Annotated in this window: 13 protein-coding genes and 1 pseudogene; 11 read left to right on the forward strand and 3 right to left on the reverse strand. The window is 57.2% G+C overall.

The window, feature by feature from the left end; all coding sequences use genetic code 11:
* The first annotated feature begins 7 nt into the window (after positions 1 to 7).
* The 10 genes and pseudogenes from ABSH60_RS23250 to ABSH60_RS23295 all read left to right on the forward strand — a co-directional run bounded on the left by ABSH60_RS23250 (position 8) and on the right by ABSH60_RS23295 (position 12268).
* Complete coding sequence (locus ABSH60_RS23250; RefSeq protein ID WP_390976438.1) at positions 8 to 487, forward strand: DUF6931 family protein; 480 nt, start codon at positions 8 to 10, stop codon at positions 485 to 487.
* Positions 487 to 786 carry a PAAR domain-containing protein gene (locus ABSH60_RS23255; RefSeq protein WP_056772571.1) on the forward strand — a complete coding sequence of 100 codons (300 nt, stop codon included), beginning with the start codon at positions 487 to 489 and terminating at the stop codon, positions 784 to 786. The genes ABSH60_RS23250 and ABSH60_RS23255 overlap by 1 nt, the downstream gene beginning before the upstream one ends.
* A 25-nt stretch (positions 787 to 811) precedes the next feature.
* A complete protein-coding gene (gene tssA, locus ABSH60_RS23260; RefSeq protein WP_390976440.1) occupies positions 812 to 1885 on the forward strand; it encodes a type VI secretion system protein TssA in 1074 nt (357 codons plus the stop codon).
* Entirely contained in the window at positions 1882 to 2529 is a 648-nt protein-coding gene (gene tssJ, locus ABSH60_RS23265) for a type VI secretion system lipoprotein TssJ (RefSeq protein WP_390976442.1), read from the forward strand. Before tssA ends, tssJ begins: the two co-directional genes overlap by 4 nt.
* Before the next feature lies 1 nt (position 2530).
* Complete coding sequence (gene tssK / locus ABSH60_RS23270) at positions 2531 to 3910, forward strand: type VI secretion system baseplate subunit TssK (protein ID WP_390976444.1); 1380 nt, start codon at positions 2531 to 2533, stop codon at positions 3908 to 3910.
* Positions 3907 to 4524, forward strand: a complete 618-nt coding sequence (locus tag ABSH60_RS23275; RefSeq protein ID WP_122096609.1) for a DotU family type IV/VI secretion system protein — start codon at positions 3907 to 3909, stop codon at positions 4522 to 4524. Before tssK ends, ABSH60_RS23275 begins: the two co-directional genes overlap by 4 nt.
* Before the next feature lie 6 nt (positions 4525 to 4530).
* Positions 4531 to 7962, forward strand: a complete 3432-nt coding sequence (locus tag ABSH60_RS23280; protein ID WP_390976446.1) for a type VI secretion protein IcmF/TssM N-terminal domain-containing protein — start codon at positions 4531 to 4533, stop codon at positions 7960 to 7962.
* A 19-nt stretch (positions 7963 to 7981) separates the two neighbouring features.
* Positions 7982 to 10516 (forward strand): annotated as a pseudogene (gene tssH, locus ABSH60_RS23285) (type VI secretion system ATPase TssH).
* A complete protein-coding gene (locus ABSH60_RS23290) occupies positions 10503 to 11618 on the forward strand; it encodes a VasL domain-containing protein (protein ID WP_390976448.1) in 1116 nt (371 codons plus the stop codon). The pseudogene tssH and the gene ABSH60_RS23290 overlap by 14 nt, the downstream one beginning before the upstream one ends.
* Before the next feature lie 137 nt (positions 11619 to 11755).
* Complete coding sequence (locus ABSH60_RS23295; protein WP_390976450.1) at positions 11756 to 12268, forward strand: hypothetical protein; 513 nt, start codon at positions 11756 to 11758, stop codon at positions 12266 to 12268.
* Positions 12269 to 12399: 131 nt separating this feature from the next.
* On the opposite strand, the gene ABSH60_RS23300 is transcribed toward ABSH60_RS23295, so the two are convergent.
* Together ABSH60_RS23300 and ABSH60_RS23305 are read right to left on the reverse strand one after the other, a co-directional pair.
* Positions 12400 to 13428, reverse strand: coding sequence for an alpha/beta fold hydrolase (locus tag ABSH60_RS23300; RefSeq protein ID WP_390976452.1), 1029 nt, complete (start codon positions 13426 to 13428; stop codon positions 12400 to 12402).
* Between the two features lie 67 nt (positions 13429 to 13495).
* Positions 13496 to 14683 (reverse strand): MFS transporter, encoded by a 1188-nt coding sequence (locus ABSH60_RS23305; protein WP_390976454.1) that lies wholly within the window; start codon positions 14681 to 14683, stop codon positions 13496 to 13498.
* A 238-nt stretch (positions 14684 to 14921) separates the two neighbouring features.
* Here ABSH60_RS23305 and ABSH60_RS23310 point away from each other — a divergent pair, with 238 nt between their 5' ends.
* Positions 14922 to 15809 carry a LysR family transcriptional regulator gene (locus ABSH60_RS23310; RefSeq protein ID WP_056772602.1) on the forward strand — a complete coding sequence of 296 codons (888 nt, stop codon included), beginning with the start codon at positions 14922 to 14924 and terminating at the stop codon, positions 15807 to 15809.
* A gap of 8 nt (positions 15810 to 15817) precedes the next feature.
* Here the strand turns inward: ABSH60_RS23310 and ABSH60_RS23315 are convergent, their stop codons facing one another.
* On the reverse strand, positions 15818 to 16720 hold the full coding sequence (locus ABSH60_RS23315; protein ID WP_390976456.1) for an AraC family transcriptional regulator N-terminal domain-containing protein: 903 nt from the start codon (positions 16718 to 16720) through the stop codon (positions 15818 to 15820).
* Positions 16721 to 16767: the final 47 nt, after the last annotated feature.

Below are 16767 nucleotides of genomic sequence, written 5' to 3' on the forward strand. Positions count from 1 at the left end.
AGGCATCATGTCCGATTACGGTTATCCCCACAGTGCGGGGGCGGCGCACTGGCATCAGGATGCGCAGCAACACATCGCCGCCGGGCAGTGGGAAGAGGCGCTCACGCTGTGGGTTCAGCAGGCTTCGCCGCGCGCGTTAAGCCTGTGGCTGATCCGCATTTTGCGCGGTTCAGCCCAAGCGGCGGCGTCACTGCTGGATGAAATGCAGCGCTGGTACGCCGAACCCGACGAGAAACTGCGCTGGCAGATTTTCCATCACGCCGACACGCTCGGTTTTGAAACACCGGCGGGTGCGCTTGCGCTTGCGCTGTTCTGGTCGCAAGGCAGCATGAGCCCGGAAGGGCTGGAGCCGGTCTATCCGCAGCCCCATCTGAGCCCGGAAATGCGTCGCTGCGTCTTGCTGATGTTGGCCGCAGGCGACCCCGAAACACCGGCAGAGGGCACGCGCCAACTGCTGACTCAGTGGATCCATCAGGAGAAAGCCTAATGGCACAACCCGCAGCCCGCGTTTCAGATATGCACGTTTGCCCGATGGTCACGCCCGGATTACCGCCCATCCCCCATGTGGGTGGCCCGATCTTGCCGCCTGGCGTGCCCACCGTGTTGATCGGCGGCATGCCTGCCGCCACCGTGGGGTCAATGGCCGTTTGCGTAGGCCCGCCGGACAGCATCGTCATGGGCAGTTTCAAAGTCCTGATCGGCAAAAAGCCTGCCGCCCGCATGGGTGACAGCTGTGCCCACGGCGGCACAATCGTCATGGGTTGCCCGAAAGTTCTCATCGGTTAAATACGTTTTTATTGGATAAAAAAGCATGTCAGCCATTCAGCCAGAAGTAGCCGCTCTTCTGATGCCCGTCAGCCCGGAAAATCCGGCAGGCATCAACCTGGAGTATGAACAAATTTATGATGATATCCGCAAAGCGCGGGAGAGCGACCCGGACTACCTTCCGCAGGATGAATGGACGATTGCTGAACCGCGCCGGGCAGACTGGCACAAAGTGCGCACATTGTGCGTCACGGCACTGACGCAGCAGAGTAAAGATCTGCAGGTCAGTTGCTGGTTTGCCGAGGCGCTGACCCATCTGCAAGGCATTGAAGGCACGGAAACGGGCTTTCAGTTTCTCAGCGAATTCATCACCCACTTTTGGTTTCAGTGCTGGCCTGCGCTGGACGATGACGGCGCCACATTCCGCTATGGCAAGCTCAGCCGTCTTGATCGCGATATCAGCCAGGCGCTGTATGTCCGCCCGCTGCTCAGGCAGCCCGAGTCGGCGCTGGCGCACTGGCAGAAGGTGCTGGCGTTCGAGCACAAAATTTGCACCTGGCCGGATTCCCGTGACGACCTGATTGCCAAAGAAGGCGATCTGACCATGGAGAGTTTCGACAGTCTCGCGGCGACGTTTTCCTCGATTGAAATCAGTCAGCAGGATGAGATTCTGCAACGGTTGCAGCTCCAGCTCGACCGGCTGGAATCCTGCTATTTCTCGCTGAGCCAGGAAGAACCGCACGCGCTGTTTGCTCAGACGCGCCAGACGCTGAACGATCTGGCTGATTTCCTGCAACGTCTGGCACAGCGCGCCATTCCGCTGGCCAGCAACACCCTGAGCCTTAACTACGCGACACAACCCGAGGAAGAAGTGGCACCGGGTGAGGCGTTTATCGCGCCCGTCAGCCGCCAGACGATGTCCAGAGACGTTGCCATCAGCCAGATGTTGTCTATCGCTCACTTCTTTCGCCAGACCGAACCTTCAAGCCCGGTGCCTTTTTTGATGGAACGTGCGGCGCGCTGGGCCAACATGACGCTCACCGAATGGCTGGAAGAGATGCTCACCGACAGCGGCAGCCTGCGGGAAATCAACAACGTGTTAAAAGGACAGCAAGAGTGAAAGCCTTAAGGACGACGTTATTACTCCTGACTCTCGGGCTGATGCTCTCGGGTTGCTCCGGCGATCAGACGAAAAGCGTCTCTGCGGAGCAGCAGGCGGCAGATCAGGTCACCGCGCCGTTTGCTCAGGGCGGGATCACCCTCAGTATTAACGCTGAACCCGGCCTGAATGCCTGGAACGAGATCGCCAACAGCTGCACGGTGTTGGTCATTCAGGCGCAAAAAGCCAGCTCGCTCAATAAGATCCTCTCTAATCCGGCCCAGCTAAAAAGCCTGTTTAACGGTGCCGGCGCCGAGGATGACATTCTGAAGGTTGACCGCTACGCCGCCATGCCCGGCCAGAAAACCACCCTGCACATCGATCGCAGCGAGAACACCCGCCAGGTCGCGATAGTCGCCGGCTACTATCCGTTCCCGAAAAAGCAGCATATGGCGATGGTCAGCATTCCGGTCACCCTGACCAGCACCGGCTGGTGGACTAAAAAGTGGACGGCAGAATTATCGCCGCTGGTCCTCGACGTCACGCTGGGCAGCCAGAGCATTACGCAGCTGATAAAGAATGCCTCACCGCAAGACCTGCAGCCGCAAACGGAACCTCAGGCCATCAAAACGCCGGACGTCGCAGCCGCGAAGGGAGAGAAATAGAATGTATCCTGAACAACAGCAAATTTACTGGTACTCCGGGCTGTATCTGCAACCGCAGCATTTCCAGTCGGTGGATTTACATCACAGCTACATGCTGGCACAACAGCGCCAGCTGACGCAGCCGTGGAACGTCGGCGTGATCCAGTGCGATATCAATCCGGAAACGCTGGTGGATTTTTCACTGAAAATCGACCATCTGCGTCTGATCCTGCCCTCCGGTTATTATCTGGAATATCCGGGTAACTGTCTGATTGAACCGCGTCAGTTCCGTGATGCCTGGAAGCAGCGCGAGAAACCCTTCACGCTGTGGCTGGCCTTGCGCCGCTTCGACCCCGGTCATCCGAACGTCAGCACAGGCACCAGCAGCCGCTGGATCAACCAAAGCGGCGATGGCGTGATGAAGGACGTCTATCACGACGGCCCTGAAAGTGCCGTGCCGCGAATCGCGTATAACGTGCGCATTCTGAGCGAGGAAGAGAAAGAAACCGCCGTCGACTGCGAATGTTTGCCACTGCTGCAACTGCGCTATGACAACGACCGCGTCATGCTCGATCCGCGTTTTAGCCCGCCCGCAGTCACGCTGGCAGGCTCACCGGCGCTCAAAAATCTGCTGGAAGGGATACGCGCCGAACTCAGCAGCCGCGCCCATAAACTCGAAGAATACAAACGCCCGGAGCACCTGAGTGACATCGGCAAAAGCGCCGGTGACATCACGCAGCTTCTGGCGATGCGCTCGTTAAACCGCGCACTGCCGCTGCTCGAACATTATTGCCGCGCACCGGCCCTGCATCCGTGGCACATCTACGGACTGCTGATCCAGTTGGTGGGGGAGATTTCCTCCTTCAACGACATGTGCTCGTTTAATGGCGAATGGCATGATGGCGGCGCCGCGCTGCTGCCGTACGATCACTACCGTTTAATTGACTGTTTTAACAGTGTCAAAAAAACGCTGATCACCCTGCTCAACGGGCTGGCGCTGGAAGACAACACTTACGTCACGCTCAAACCTGATGACCAGAAGATTTACCGTGGCGAGTTGCTGACAGCCAAAGCTCCGGCAGGCAGCAAGGTGCTTTTGCTGCTGCGTTCGGAAAAACTCGAATCCTGGCACGTTCAGTTCACCGGCGGCGGCGAGTTCAAAATCGCCAGCCAGGACGCCATCAGCGCGCTCATTCAGCACGCGTTACCCGGCATTTCCTCGCAATGGGAAAACCCGTCACCGCGCGGCGTCCCCAACCGCAAAGACTCCTATTACTTCGTGCTGAACCAACATGAAAACGCCTGGAAACATGTTGAACAGCAGAAAAGTATCGCTTTCTACTGGGCCGATGCGCCCGAAGATTTACAGGTACAACTGGTGTTCATGGTGCCATCACAATGAAACTGATCGACTGCTATTTACCGGTGTTTAAACTGGCCGCCCGCTTTGCCCATCAGCCCGAGCTTTTCGAGGATTACGGCACATTCCACGCGCTTTGCATCACCCGGCTCGAACAGGCGGTGCAGGAAGCGGAGCATCACGACATTTCAGATTTTGAACGGGATCAGGCGTTCTTCGCTGTGGTTGTCTGGCTGGATGAAACCGTGCTGTGTTCCACCCTGCCCTTCGCGCAAAACTGGCGCAGCGATCTGCTGCAACGCCGATATTTCCAGACCGCCATCGGCGGTGAGATGTTCTTTGCCCGTCTGAGCCATCTGAAAGAAGAGCATTTGCAGGCGCGACAGGTGTTTCTGTTCTGCCTGCAACACGGTTTTCACGGCAAATACAGCACCGGGCAGGAGCAACCGGCGCTGTCGGCGTTGATTGACAGCCAGCGGAGCCTGTGTCTGCCGCAGGAATGGCAGACATGGCCGAATGACGCAGAGATAACGCCGGTGATCCTGCGCAAACGCTCGCTCGCGTCGTCCTCAAAGAGCCGCATCATCCTTGCCGTGCTGGGTATCGCGTTGATTCACGCCACCCTGGTACTTCTTCAGACCCTTTATTTTTCATAAGAACGTATGCTGAAAAAATTATTCGTTTTCGCCGGATGGCTGCTGCTGTTGTGCCTGGTGTTTCTGTTTTGCTGCACCGTCGGGCTGTGGCTGGAATGGAGTACGGGCACCATTTTACTGGTCTGGCTGGGTGTGCTGGTGGCCGGTGTGCTGCTGTGGGGCGCACTCCTCTGGTTCACATTGCTGATCAAAGAGAAGAGAGTTAACCGTTTCTTCCAGAAGTTTCGTCTTTCCCGCCGGGAATACGTGCTGTTTGAGCACTGGAAATCCGGTGCGGCGGTGGTGAAACGCATTCAGCGCAAACGCCCGCCGATCCCCTGGTATCTGCTGCTGGGCGACCGCTGCGGCAAAACCTCTTTGCTGGCGGGTTCCGGTCTGCCGATGTTTTCAAACGACGCGGGGGATAACACCGTTGTCCCGACCTATACCCTGCGCTGGTGGTTTTTCCGCAACGTCTGTTTCCTCGATCTTTCCGGGAATTTCCTGACCGGCGCGCCTGCGTTCCAGCGCGCATGGGGAAAACTGGTTGGCTGGATGGCGAAAGTCCCCGCGCCGGCAGGCGTGATGATTGGCCTGTCCGTGACCGATCTGATGAATGACGATATCAGCACGCTGCACGATAAAGCCCGCAAAATCCGCGCGCAAATCGAGCCGCTGATGCGCAAACTGAAACGTCAGTTGCCGCTGTATATCACCATTACCCAGTGCGACAAATTCCCGGCGTTCAGCCTGTGGACGCAACACCTTTCCGCCGAACAGCAACAGCAGGTGCTGGGATATTACTGGCAGACGCCACCGGACATCGACGGCAAAGATGCTTCCACCCTGCTACCGCTGGTTACCGCACTGAAAAACGGTTTCGATCTCGCCCGCCTCAGCATGGCCGGTACGCCGGTTGCGCCAGACGTGCGTGCGGCGCTGCTTGATTTCCCGGAAGCGTTTATCGGGCTGCAAAATCCGTTACTGGTTTTCCTGGCATCGCTGTGTGAGCCCAACGCCTACTTCACCAACACCTCCCTTGGCGGCGTATGGTTTACGGCCAGCGAGCAGCAGGATAAAAACAAGAGTCGCCGTACCTCCTATTTTGTCCACGATTTGCTGATGCATTATCTGCCTGCGTTCAGCAGCACCCGCGACGTGCTCTGGCAGCACAATAAAAGAGTCCGCCTGATGGCCGGGCGTCTGTTGCTGCTCGGCTGTGTCATCGCTCTCGGCTACAGCGCGGTGAAAAGCGCCGGACTAATGCAGCGCAACTACGCCACGCTTTCCTCTGCGTCGCTGGCAGAATTACTGGTCAAAAACGAAAGCCGCCACAACGCACCGCTGGTTTACCTGCCGTTTTCCACCGTACTCAATTACCAGCATCGGCTGATTGAACAGCGTCTGATGACCACGCTGCCGCCACAGGTTCTCAGCAGCACGCAGATGATTTCAGGGTATCAGCAGGCGTTTATGGATGCTTCTGCACAGGCTCAGCGCCAGATGGTGCTTGATCTGGCGCACACCATCATCACCCGGCAGGACATGCGTGACAACGTCACACTCGCCGTGCTCAGCCGTCAACCGGCGATCCCTGATGCCCTGCGGCTCAACGCGCCAGATCCGGCGGCGACCGAACACGCACGGCTGGCGCAGGAGCGCTGGGTGATGCAACAGCCGATGAGCGCAGAGCACCTGGCTGCGCTGCACCGCCTGTTATCCACCCTGATCAATTACGATCAGTCGCTGGCATGGCTGGTGGCGCCGGCTGATTCCCTGCCAGCGTTTCAGACCCGTGAGTTCTGGCCGCAAACGCAGGATGAGGAGACGCTGTCAGGCATCTGGACACGTCAGGGCGAAGCGCAACTGACCGAATGGGTGGCGTTGATCAATCAGGCGGGTGGCCGCACAGAGGAACCGCTGCTCCGGCATTTCATGCAGACGTTGCCGGTTCAGCGCCAGAACGCGTGGCGTGACCTGCTGCTTTCCGTGACCCCGTGGCTTCAAAACAGTGAGCCGCGTTCGCTGACGCAGAGCCAGCTGATTGCGCTAAGCCAGGGGCAGAGCCCTGGGATTAAATTCGCACAACGCATCGCCTTTGAACTCGACAACATCCCGGACAGCCATGCCCAGGTGTGGCTGAGTGAGCTGCGCCGGTTACAAAAACTTCCGTCGCAGGCGGCGGTACACCCGACCCTGCAAAAAGTACAACGGGCCGATGCGAAACTGCGCGTCGGGCTGACGAAATGGTTACAAGGCGGATCTTCCGCCACGTCCGTCACGTCAGCGGTACCGCAAACCGCAGTGTGGCTGAAATGGCAGTCCGCGCTGACCGCCGCCACCGGTGAAGCACTCAATCAGGCGGCACTCAGCCCGGTGCTGACACAAGGGCTGTTCGCGACCCAGACCGATGCAAAAACCGTTAACCCGCTGGTTACCCTGTTCGCCAGTTTTGACCAGCTGCACAAAGCGATGCAAACGCACAGCGATGAAGCGGGCGTTGAAGCGGTCTGGACGCTGTATAAAAGCGATGCCAGTGCGCTGCTCTCCCACGCGCTGGCCCGTTCCGCCTGCTGGCTCAATGAACAGTGGCACAGCAAAATCATGTGGCCGATGAGTAAAAATGCCATCGGGCAGGATTACGCTTCCCAGCAAAGCCTGACCTGGCAGTATCTTGCCGACTTCGTGCGCGGACCCGCCAAAGGGCTGCTGATCGTCAGCGATGAAGGGCCGCAGCCGGGTCAGTTCCGCGGTCAGACACTGCCGCTGAACGAAGAGTTTGTGCGGATCGCCCGCTATATGCTCAATCCTGAAGACGTGCTCGACGTCCCGCAGCGCAAGAACACGCAGAACGCCGATCAGCTTTCCGTGCTGGACGACCAACTGCAGCAACTGACGCAGCAGAAAAAAGTGCTGGAGCAGAAACCTTACAGCCTCGCCATCGTCAGCGGCCCGGCAACCGTGCCGGAAGGCGCGCGCCTGATCCCAACCGGTGTCCGTCTTACGCTGGAATGCACGAACGGCAGCAAAGTGCTCGACAGCATGAACTTCGCCGAACAGGCCCAGTTCATCTGGTATCCCGGCCAGTGCCAGACCGTCAACATTGACGTGAAATTCCCCGCATTCACCGCGTCTTATCGTTATAACGGAGACAGCGCGTGGCCTGATTTTCTCGAGAATTTCGCCGGTGGCGAAGCACTGCTTGATGCGCGGGATTTTGATGACAACGCAGATTCTCTGACCGCGCTGAACATCAAACATGTGCTGGTGCGCTTTAAACTGGCGGATCAGGCCATTTTGCAAAATGCCTGGGCGGGCTGGGCAAATGTTGCTGAGCAAGTGGACGCTCTCAACGAACAAAAACGGGCGCTGGAACAGCAGCATCAAAACCAGACCCCCTCGGCAGCACTGCGCGGGCGCATGTCCGAGCTTCCGGAAAACGCGGCTGACTGCCGGTAATTGAATAAAAGGGATATTTATGAGCAGCTATTTAAAACGCATCGTCGACAAACTCACCCCGGAAAGCCGCAGCTGTCTGGATGCCGCGGTCAGTCAGGCGATTTCGCGCACCCACCATGAAGTGGACGTTGAGCATCTTTTGCTGGCGGTGATTGTCCAGCACAGCGATCTGATGGAAAGCCTGAATTTAGGCGCAGGTCTGGCGGCGGATGCCTTGCTGAGCGCCACCCAGCAGGCGCTGAACACCTTTCGCAGCGGCAACAGCCGCGCGCCGGTCTTTTCGACCGGGCTGGTTCAGTGGCTGGAAAAAGCCTGGTTGCACGCCAGCGCCAGCTGGGGACACACCCAGCTCGCCCCGGCCGCCCTGCTGGCCTGTCTGCTGGAAGAGAACACCGCACCGTCATTAACCAGCGGCGTGCGTAAGGCGCTGAACTGCCAGCGGGATGCGGCGGAACAGCTGTTGCTTGACGCGTGCCACACCCGCGAAAATGCAGCGTCTCCGGCCACGCAGAGCAGCAACAGCGCACTCGGCAAATTTACCCGCAATCTGAGCGCCCAGGCCCGTAAGGGTGAACTGGATCCGGTGCTGGGGCGCGAAGCAGAAATACGTCAGATGATCGACATCCTGCTGCGTCGCCGCCAGAACAACCCTATTCTCACCGGCGAACCCGGTGTGGGGAAAACCGCGCTGGTGGAAGGTCTGGCGCTGCGTATCGCCGCTGGCAACGTGCCGGAGGTGCTCAGACAGATGGACGTGCTGACGCTGGATCTCGGTCTGTTACAGGCCGGAGCCAGCGTGAAGGGCGAATTTGAAAACCGTTTACAGGCGCTGATGAAAGAGATCGCCAGCGCACCTCAGCCGGTCATTTTGTTTATCGACGAAGCCCATACGCTGATTGGCGCGGGCGGTCAGGCCGGACAAAACGACGCGGCAAACCTGCTGAAACCGGCGCTGGCGCGTGGTGAACTGCGCGTGGTGGCGGCGACAACGTGGGCGGAATACAAAAAGTATTTTGAGAAAGATGCCGCGCTGACCCGCCGTTTCCAGCTGGTGCAGGTGGCTGAACCGGGTATCGACAGCGCCACCGCCATGCTGCGTGCCATTGCACCGGCCATGTCTCGCCACCACGGCGTGCAGATCCTCGAAAGTGCGATCCATGCCGCCGTCAATCTCTCCAGCCGCTATATCGCCGGGCGATAACTGCCGGACAAATCCGTCAGTCTGCTGGATACCGCCTGCGCCCGCGTGGCGGTGTCACAGTCTCACCATCCGAAAGAGATCGAAGACATCAACGCCCTGCTCAGCAATCTGCACACCGAGCGCGAGGCCTTACAAAAGGAAGGACAGCACGATCAGCGGCTGGCGACGCTGGCGCTGCGGGAAACTGAGCTGCTGGCCGATCTCGCCCATCTCCGGCCACTGTGGGAACAGCAAAAGAGTCTGGTGCAGCAACTGCAACAAAGTCGTGATGAGAGCGCTATCGCCGCCTGGCGCAGGGAGCTGGCTGAGCTGCATGAGGCTCATGCGCTGGTGTTTGAATGCGTTGATGCCACCTGTATCGCCGATGTGGTTTCCGGCTGGACCGGTGTGCCACTTGGCCGCATGGTAGAAAAACAACAGCAACAGTTGGGCGAATTACTTCACCGCCTGGAACAGCGGGTTATCGGCCAGCGCCACGCGCTCTCCACCATCGCCACACAAGTGCGCATCAGCCGCGCCAATCTGAACGATCCGCTGAAACCGACCGGGGTGTATATGCTGGCAGGTTCATCGGGTATCGGTAAAACCGAAACAGCGCTGGTGCTGGCAGATTTACTGTACGGCGGTGAGCAAAGTCTGGTGACCATTAACATGTCGGAATATCAGGAAGCACACAGCGTGTCCGGCCTGAAAGGATCGCCGCCGGGTTATGTCGGTTACGGTCAGGGTGGCGTGCTGACCGAAGCGGTGAAACGCAATCCGTACAGCGTCGTGCTGCTCGACGAAGTGGAAAAGGCGCACCCGGACGTCATGGAGCTGTTTTATCAGGTATTCGATAAAGGGATGATTGAAGACGCGGAAGGTCAGTTAATCAACTTCCGTAACACGCTGATTATCATGACATCCAATCTGGCCAGCGCGAAAATCACCGCCGCCTGCGCCGAAGGGGAAACGTCGCCGGAAGCCCTGTGTACGCTGATCCGCCCGGAGTTCGAGCACGTGTTCCGCCCGGCATTGATGGGGCGTGTCACGCTGATCCCTTACCTGCCGCTGCAACCGAAAACGCTGGCGCAAATCATCAGGCTGAAGCTGGATCGCATCTGCCAGCGCTATCACGCCGCCAGCAACGGCGAGGTGCAACTGAGTTACAGCGAGAGCGTGGTGAGCTGGGTGGCAGAACTCTGTCAGGTGATGCAGAGCGGTGCCCGTGATATCGATCAGGCGCTGAACCGGCACATTCTGCCGTTGCTGACCGACACCCTGTTGCAGGATGAGAAACCCGTCCGGGGCGGCCTGAAGATAGGCGTCAGCAAGGATAAACTCGTGACATGGAGGGCTCATGACAAAAGTTAATTACAGCGTGACGCCGGGCGATGTGAAAATCAGCTGCCACGATCCCCGACATCATCACGAGTTTTTACTGCTCAGTAACAGCGTGAACGGCTGGAAAGGCCACGTGCACGACCGGTCATGGTGGCTCACGCAGGAAAACCAGTGCCTGGAGATTTTTCAGCGCCACGGCTACGACCTGCAAAGCGGCGTCTGGTTTTGTCTGATCAGCTGCCAGCGCCACGGCTGGGCGGGTATGGCGAACGCCACACTGCTGCTGGCGGAAGGTTTTGGCAAGAAGCAGCGCCAGTGCTGGCCGCCGGTGGCCGCAACCGATCTGCGTCAGCAAATTATCGAATGGTATTCCACCCATGCGGCGACCAGCCTGTACGGTCTGCCGCTAAACAGCGCAGAAGTCGATACCCTTCAGCAACTTGAAGGGGCGGTGTCGATGATGCTGGAACACGCGCTGGCCCTGCAATCGCGCAGTCAGGCCCCCCTGCGCAATCTGCTCGACTATCTGCAATCGAGCCGACAAACGCTGCAAAAGCGTGCCCTGATGGCGAAACCGGCCGTGCCCGACGTCGCGCCTGCGCTGGTAACGCCTCCTGCAATGGTGCCGGTGATCAAACCGGCACCCTTGCCTGCGCCACGCCCATGGAAAGCCTGGCTTTGCGGCGGCGGCGTGGGCATTGCGGTCACGGTATGCGTGATGAGTACCATGAACTGGCTGGCGCAACCCTCAGCGGCGATCCGCCTGAATGCGCTCTGGCCTGGGAATGCATTCTCGGCCCGCTGGCAAAATCATCACACCGAACTGAGTGCCACGTTGCCGGACATCAACAGCTGGGCGCTGGTGAACAACCAGCTAAACAGTGTCGAGCTGCGTTTGCTGGAAGCTGAACAAAAGCGCAAACCCTATATGACGATTTCTGAGCTGAAAACCGCGATTTATCAGATGCGCCAGACACTCCAGCAGGGTGGCGAACCGGTGCAGGCGCAGCTGGATGACCTGCAACGTAAGCTCGACAAACAGCAACCCGTCAGCAACGCTGAAATAAAACAAATTGCTGAACATCTCGAGGCGTTAAACAGCCGGTTGATACTTTTAACGAATAAACAGTAGCCGCACAGAATAAATCACACCGTTTTGGAATCAATATGCCTGACCATTAACCCGGCGGGCATAGCCGTTTCCAAATCAAAGGAAATATCGAAAGACACATTCACCTGATGATATTCATTGAATAAAGGATATATTAAATGAAAAGATCGGCCCATCCTTATACCCGCCCTTCGGCGCTGCCTGTGAAATCAAAATTCATTAATGAACAGGTTAAAACCTTTCTGGAACCGCCTTATTTTCTTTCTGAAAATAGCAATAAGGGAAATGTTTATTTCCATTATACTAATGAAGCCGGTATGCAGGGTATCAGACGTGATAACGCCATTAACGCCAGTAATAAAAATGAACACGGCCAGCCCGCAGGTTTATGCCGGATCTATCTGACTGATATTGCGCCGGAATTGATGAGGCAGAACAGTGCCCGTTATGCCCCGCTTATTTTCGGAAACGCCCCGTATCAGTCGTGGCAAAATAAAATTCGTTATTGTTATGTTCTGAATCTTTCCGGGCTAAGCCCCGAAAAAGGGGACGGAGAACATATCTTTTACCTTAAAGACATCCCCTTCCTGCCGATACATTACAGACTCAATGGTCAGCTGATTAACAGAGTCATCGCCCGTAAAAATGTCGCCACAGGATTGGTCATATAAATGTGATGGAATTAACCCTGAACAATGTACGGAGCAATATTTTGCTCCGTACATTGAGTATGCCCTTTCCACGGTGTTATTGAGGCAAATACGTGACAGCCGCTCTATTCCGTGGAAAAAAATAACGCACTTTATTTCAGGTTTTGTTTAAAGAATGACGTCAGTTTTGCAAAAGGGATCAGATCGGTGCGGTCGTAGAGGTCAACATGACCCGCACCGGGTACGATAACTAACTCTTTCGGCTGACCGGCAAGTTTGTAGGCATCTTCACTGAATTCTCTGGAGTGCGCGTTTTCGCCGGTGATAAACAGCATTGGCCGCGGTGAAATCGTTTCGATATCGTTGAACGGATAAAAGTTCATAAACTTGACGTTGCTGGTCAGCGTCGGGTGCGTCGTCAGCGCCGGGGAAGATCCTTTAGGTGTGAATTCCCCGCGCGGCGTGCGGTAAAAATCGTAGAACTCTTTCGCCACCGGCGGCGTGTCCGCATCGATTTTATGCACTGTACCGCTGGTGTAGCGTATTTCTCCGCCGGTGAATTCGCTGTAACGCTGCTGCGCCGCCTGTTCAATAATGTCCTTACGCTGCGCCAGCGTGAGTGAATGATTGAGTGCGTGACGGTTCACCGCCCCCATGTCATACATGCTGACGGTAGCAATGGCCCGCATGCGCGGATCAATTTTCGCCGCGCTGATCACAAAGCTGCCGCTGCCGCAGATGCCCAGCGCGCCAATCCGGTTTCTGTCGATATCCGGGCGCGTACCGAGGTAATCCACTGCGGCGCTAAAATCTTCAGCGTAAATATCTGGCGCGACGGCGTTACGCGGCTTCCCTTCACTTTCGCCCCAGAAAGAGAGATCGATAGCCAGCGTCACAAAACCTTGTTCAGCCAGTTTCTGTGCGTAGAGATTGGAGCTTTGTTCTTTCACCGCCCCCATAGGATGCCCCACCACAATGGCCGGATATTTGGCATTCTTATCCCTGTCTTTTGGCATAAACAGATTTCCGGTGACCTCCATCTGATACTGATTTTTAAACGTCACCTTTTGCTGCGTCACTTTGTCGCTTTTGTAAAAGTTATCTGCGCCGCCAGACATATCGGCGCCGGTGGCGGCAAACGAGCTGATTAACAGCCCGACCAACATAGAAAAAATTTTCATCGAAATATCCTCAACAGGAGTGGTATGGGTTGGGCATCCGTTCGCCCGGTAAAAAGTGAATATGTCGTCAGTGTTGTGTGCGTGATGTAACAAATGTCAGACAGGCCGCCAGAGTCAGCAGAACGCCGCTGATGGCGAAGGTGGTTTGCCAGCCCGCAGAGTCAAAAGCCAGCCCTCCGGCGGTAGAACCCAGCGCGATGGACAGTTGCACCACCGCGACCATCAGCCCGCCGCCCGCTTCGGCGTTGTCGGGAAAGGTCCGCGCGACCCATGACCACCATCCGACCGGTGCCGCCGTCGCCACCAGCCCCCAAAGGCCCAGCAGCGGCGCGACAATCCAGAGCCGGTGCCCCGTCAGCATCAGCATCACGGCAATGGCCGTCATCATCAGCGGGATCGCCATCAGCGTCAGATAAAAGCCTTTGCGCAGAAAAACGCCGATGATCAGGGTGCCCATAAAACCGGCCATTCCGATGGTCAGCAAAATCAATGACAACGTGGAAACGTCAACCCCGGTCACCGTTTCAAGAAACGGGCGCAGGTAGGTAAAGAGCGCGAATTGCCCCATAAAGAAAAGCCCGCACGCCGCCATCCCGGTGGCAACCTGTGGTTTTCTGAGCAGGCGTAACACATTTCCGGCCTTTTTTTCTTCCGCCGCCGTTTTCATGGAAGGCAGGCTGAAGCACTGCCAGATAAAGACCACCAGCGCGACCGGCACCAGACAAAAGAATGCGCCGCGCCAGCCCATCACCGACCCCAGATAACTGCCGAGCGGTGCAGCGATCACCATCGCCAGCGCATTGCCGCCGTTGAATATCGCCAGGGCGCGGGGAACCTGATCCCGTGGCACCAGCCGGATAGCCAGCGCCGCCGACATCGACCAGAAGCCGCCGATGACGACGCCAATCAGTGCGCGCCCAACCATGTAAGTCAGGTAATCAGGGGCCAGGGCTATCACCTCGCCGGAAACAGCCATCAGGGTCGTCAGCCCTAAAAGCAGAATTTTTCGGTCAATATTTCCGGCCAGGGTTGAGATCGACAAACTGGTCAACACCGCCAGCGCACCGGAGATGGCGATCCCCTGCCCGGCCAGCCCCTCGCTGATACCCAGATCGCGGGAAACCGGTGACAGCAGGCTGACGGGCATAAACTCCGACGCAACCAGCGCAAATACGCACAGGGTAATCGCCCATACCCCGTTCCAGTGCGCGGCCCGATGTTGGTCAGGCAGCGCGTTTTCAACGGCAGATGTCACATTTCCTTCCTTTTTCAACGCTAAATGATGAATTTTTGGCAAGCCCCGCCCGGTCTTTATTCACGGGAATAAAAACTGAAATAACATGAAGTTAAAGGGATAACGCCGGGCAAGTATTTCCTGTTTTGCGGACGTTATTGCTTGCCGGAAATTCTACAGGGCGGGTATATTCTTACTAGGTAATGAATCCTTAATGGGCTTATAAGCCCTGCTTATTAATAGAAGGACGGAAGCTGTGATGAAACGTAATTTCAATGATCTGATCGCTTTTATCACGGTCGCCCGTGAAGGGAGTTTTACCCGCGCTGCCGCACTGCTCGGGGTCACGCAACCGGCGCTGAGCCAGACCATTACCGCTCTGGAAAATCAAATGGACATTCGCCTGCTCACGCGCACGACCAGAAATGTGTCGCCGACGGCGGCGGGAGAAAGGCTATTGCTGGCGATTGGCTCACATTTTGACGAGATTGAAGCCGGGCTGGATATGCTGACCGAGATGCGTGATAAACCCGCCGGCACCGTACGTATCACCTGCGGCCCGCACGTGCTTAAAACCCTGCTGATGCCAAAACTGTCGCCGTTATTACGCGAATACCCCGACATCCGTCTGGAATTTGATGCCAACCACGGCTTTCGTAATATCGTCGCCGATAAGTTTGACGCCGGTGTGCGCCTGGGTGACACCATCGATAAAGACATGATCGCGATGCCCGTCAGCCCCGCCTTGCGAATGGCGGCGGTGGCCTCCCCGGCGTATTTTGCTAAACATCCGCTGCCGCAGACGCCGCATGATCTGCTGCAACACAACTGCATGAATATGCGCCAGACCACGTCCGGCGGGCTTTATGTCTGGGAGTTTGATAACGAAGAGGGGCCGGTCAACGTGCGGGTGAACGGGCAACTGACCTTTAATACTTCCGCCCCTATGGTGGATGCGGCGCTGGCAGGTCTGGGCATTGCGTTTTTACCGGAAGAAGAGTTTGCGCCGCACATCGAAGAAGGCCGCCTGCTGCGGGTACTCGATGCCTGGTGCCTGCCGTTTCCCGGCTACTACCTCTATTACCCCAGCAGAAAACAGCATTCACCGGCATTTTCGCTGGTGATGGCGGCGCTGAAACTCGACTGAGGGGCGCGTCACTGGCTCTCCCGCACGTTGATCACCTTACGCAGTTGCGCCACATCTTTCAGCGGAGGCAGCCCGAAAATGCGCGCATAGTCGCGGTTAAACTGCGGCACACTCCGGTAGCCCACTTCCTGAGCCACAAAAGTGACGCTCTGCTGACGGCCTAAAAGCAGCGTTCGGGCATGGAGCAGCCGGACGCGTTTCTGATACTGCAACGGGCTCATGGCCGTTACCGCCTTGAAGTGCCGGTGAAACGCCGAAACGCTCATCGCCTCGCGCCCGGCCAGGGTTTCAACCACAAACTCTTCGGCAAAATGGTGCCTCAGCCACTGGATAGCGTTGCTGATCCTCGCCAGCATGGTACCCGGCGAGGCAATATCTCTGAGCATCCAGCCGTGGGGGCCTTTCAGAACGTGATAAAGAATTTCACGCTCGTAGCCCGGCGCGAGAGCGGGAATGTCCTCAGGCGTTTTCATCAGACGCAGCATTCTTACCCAGGCATCAAGCAACTCCGGCGTGACTGACGCCACCGAGAACCCGCCTTCCGGCCTGCCCCTCATCTGCGAATGCGGTAAATCATCCAATAGGGTGGCAACGCGCTGGGGATCGATGGTCAGGCTCACGGCCAGATAAGGTTCGCCGGTCAATGCCGGGTGAACTGCGCCCACCGCCGGCAAATCCACTGACATGACAAAGTAAGAGGCGGGGTCGTAATTAAAGACCTTCTCCCCCACCGTCATGGTTTTACTTCCTCTGAGGATCAGGTTGATCATCGGCTCATAGACTGCGGCCAGCGCCGCCGCCGGGACTTTCCCCTGCACCATGGCAACGCGCGGGATCCCGGTTTCTGTTCGCCAGTTCCCGGCATGAGCGGCCTGTCCGCGCAGTTCATCAAGTTGGGATTGCAAATCCATATCCTGCCTCAGCGGTAAAGGGGTGCGGGGAGCTTAAAGCAGAAACA

It is taken from the genome of Rahnella sp. R3(2024) (assembly GCF_042920125.1).
GTDB classification, from domain to species: Bacteria; Pseudomonadota; Gammaproteobacteria; order Enterobacterales; family Enterobacteriaceae; genus Rahnella; species Rahnella rivi.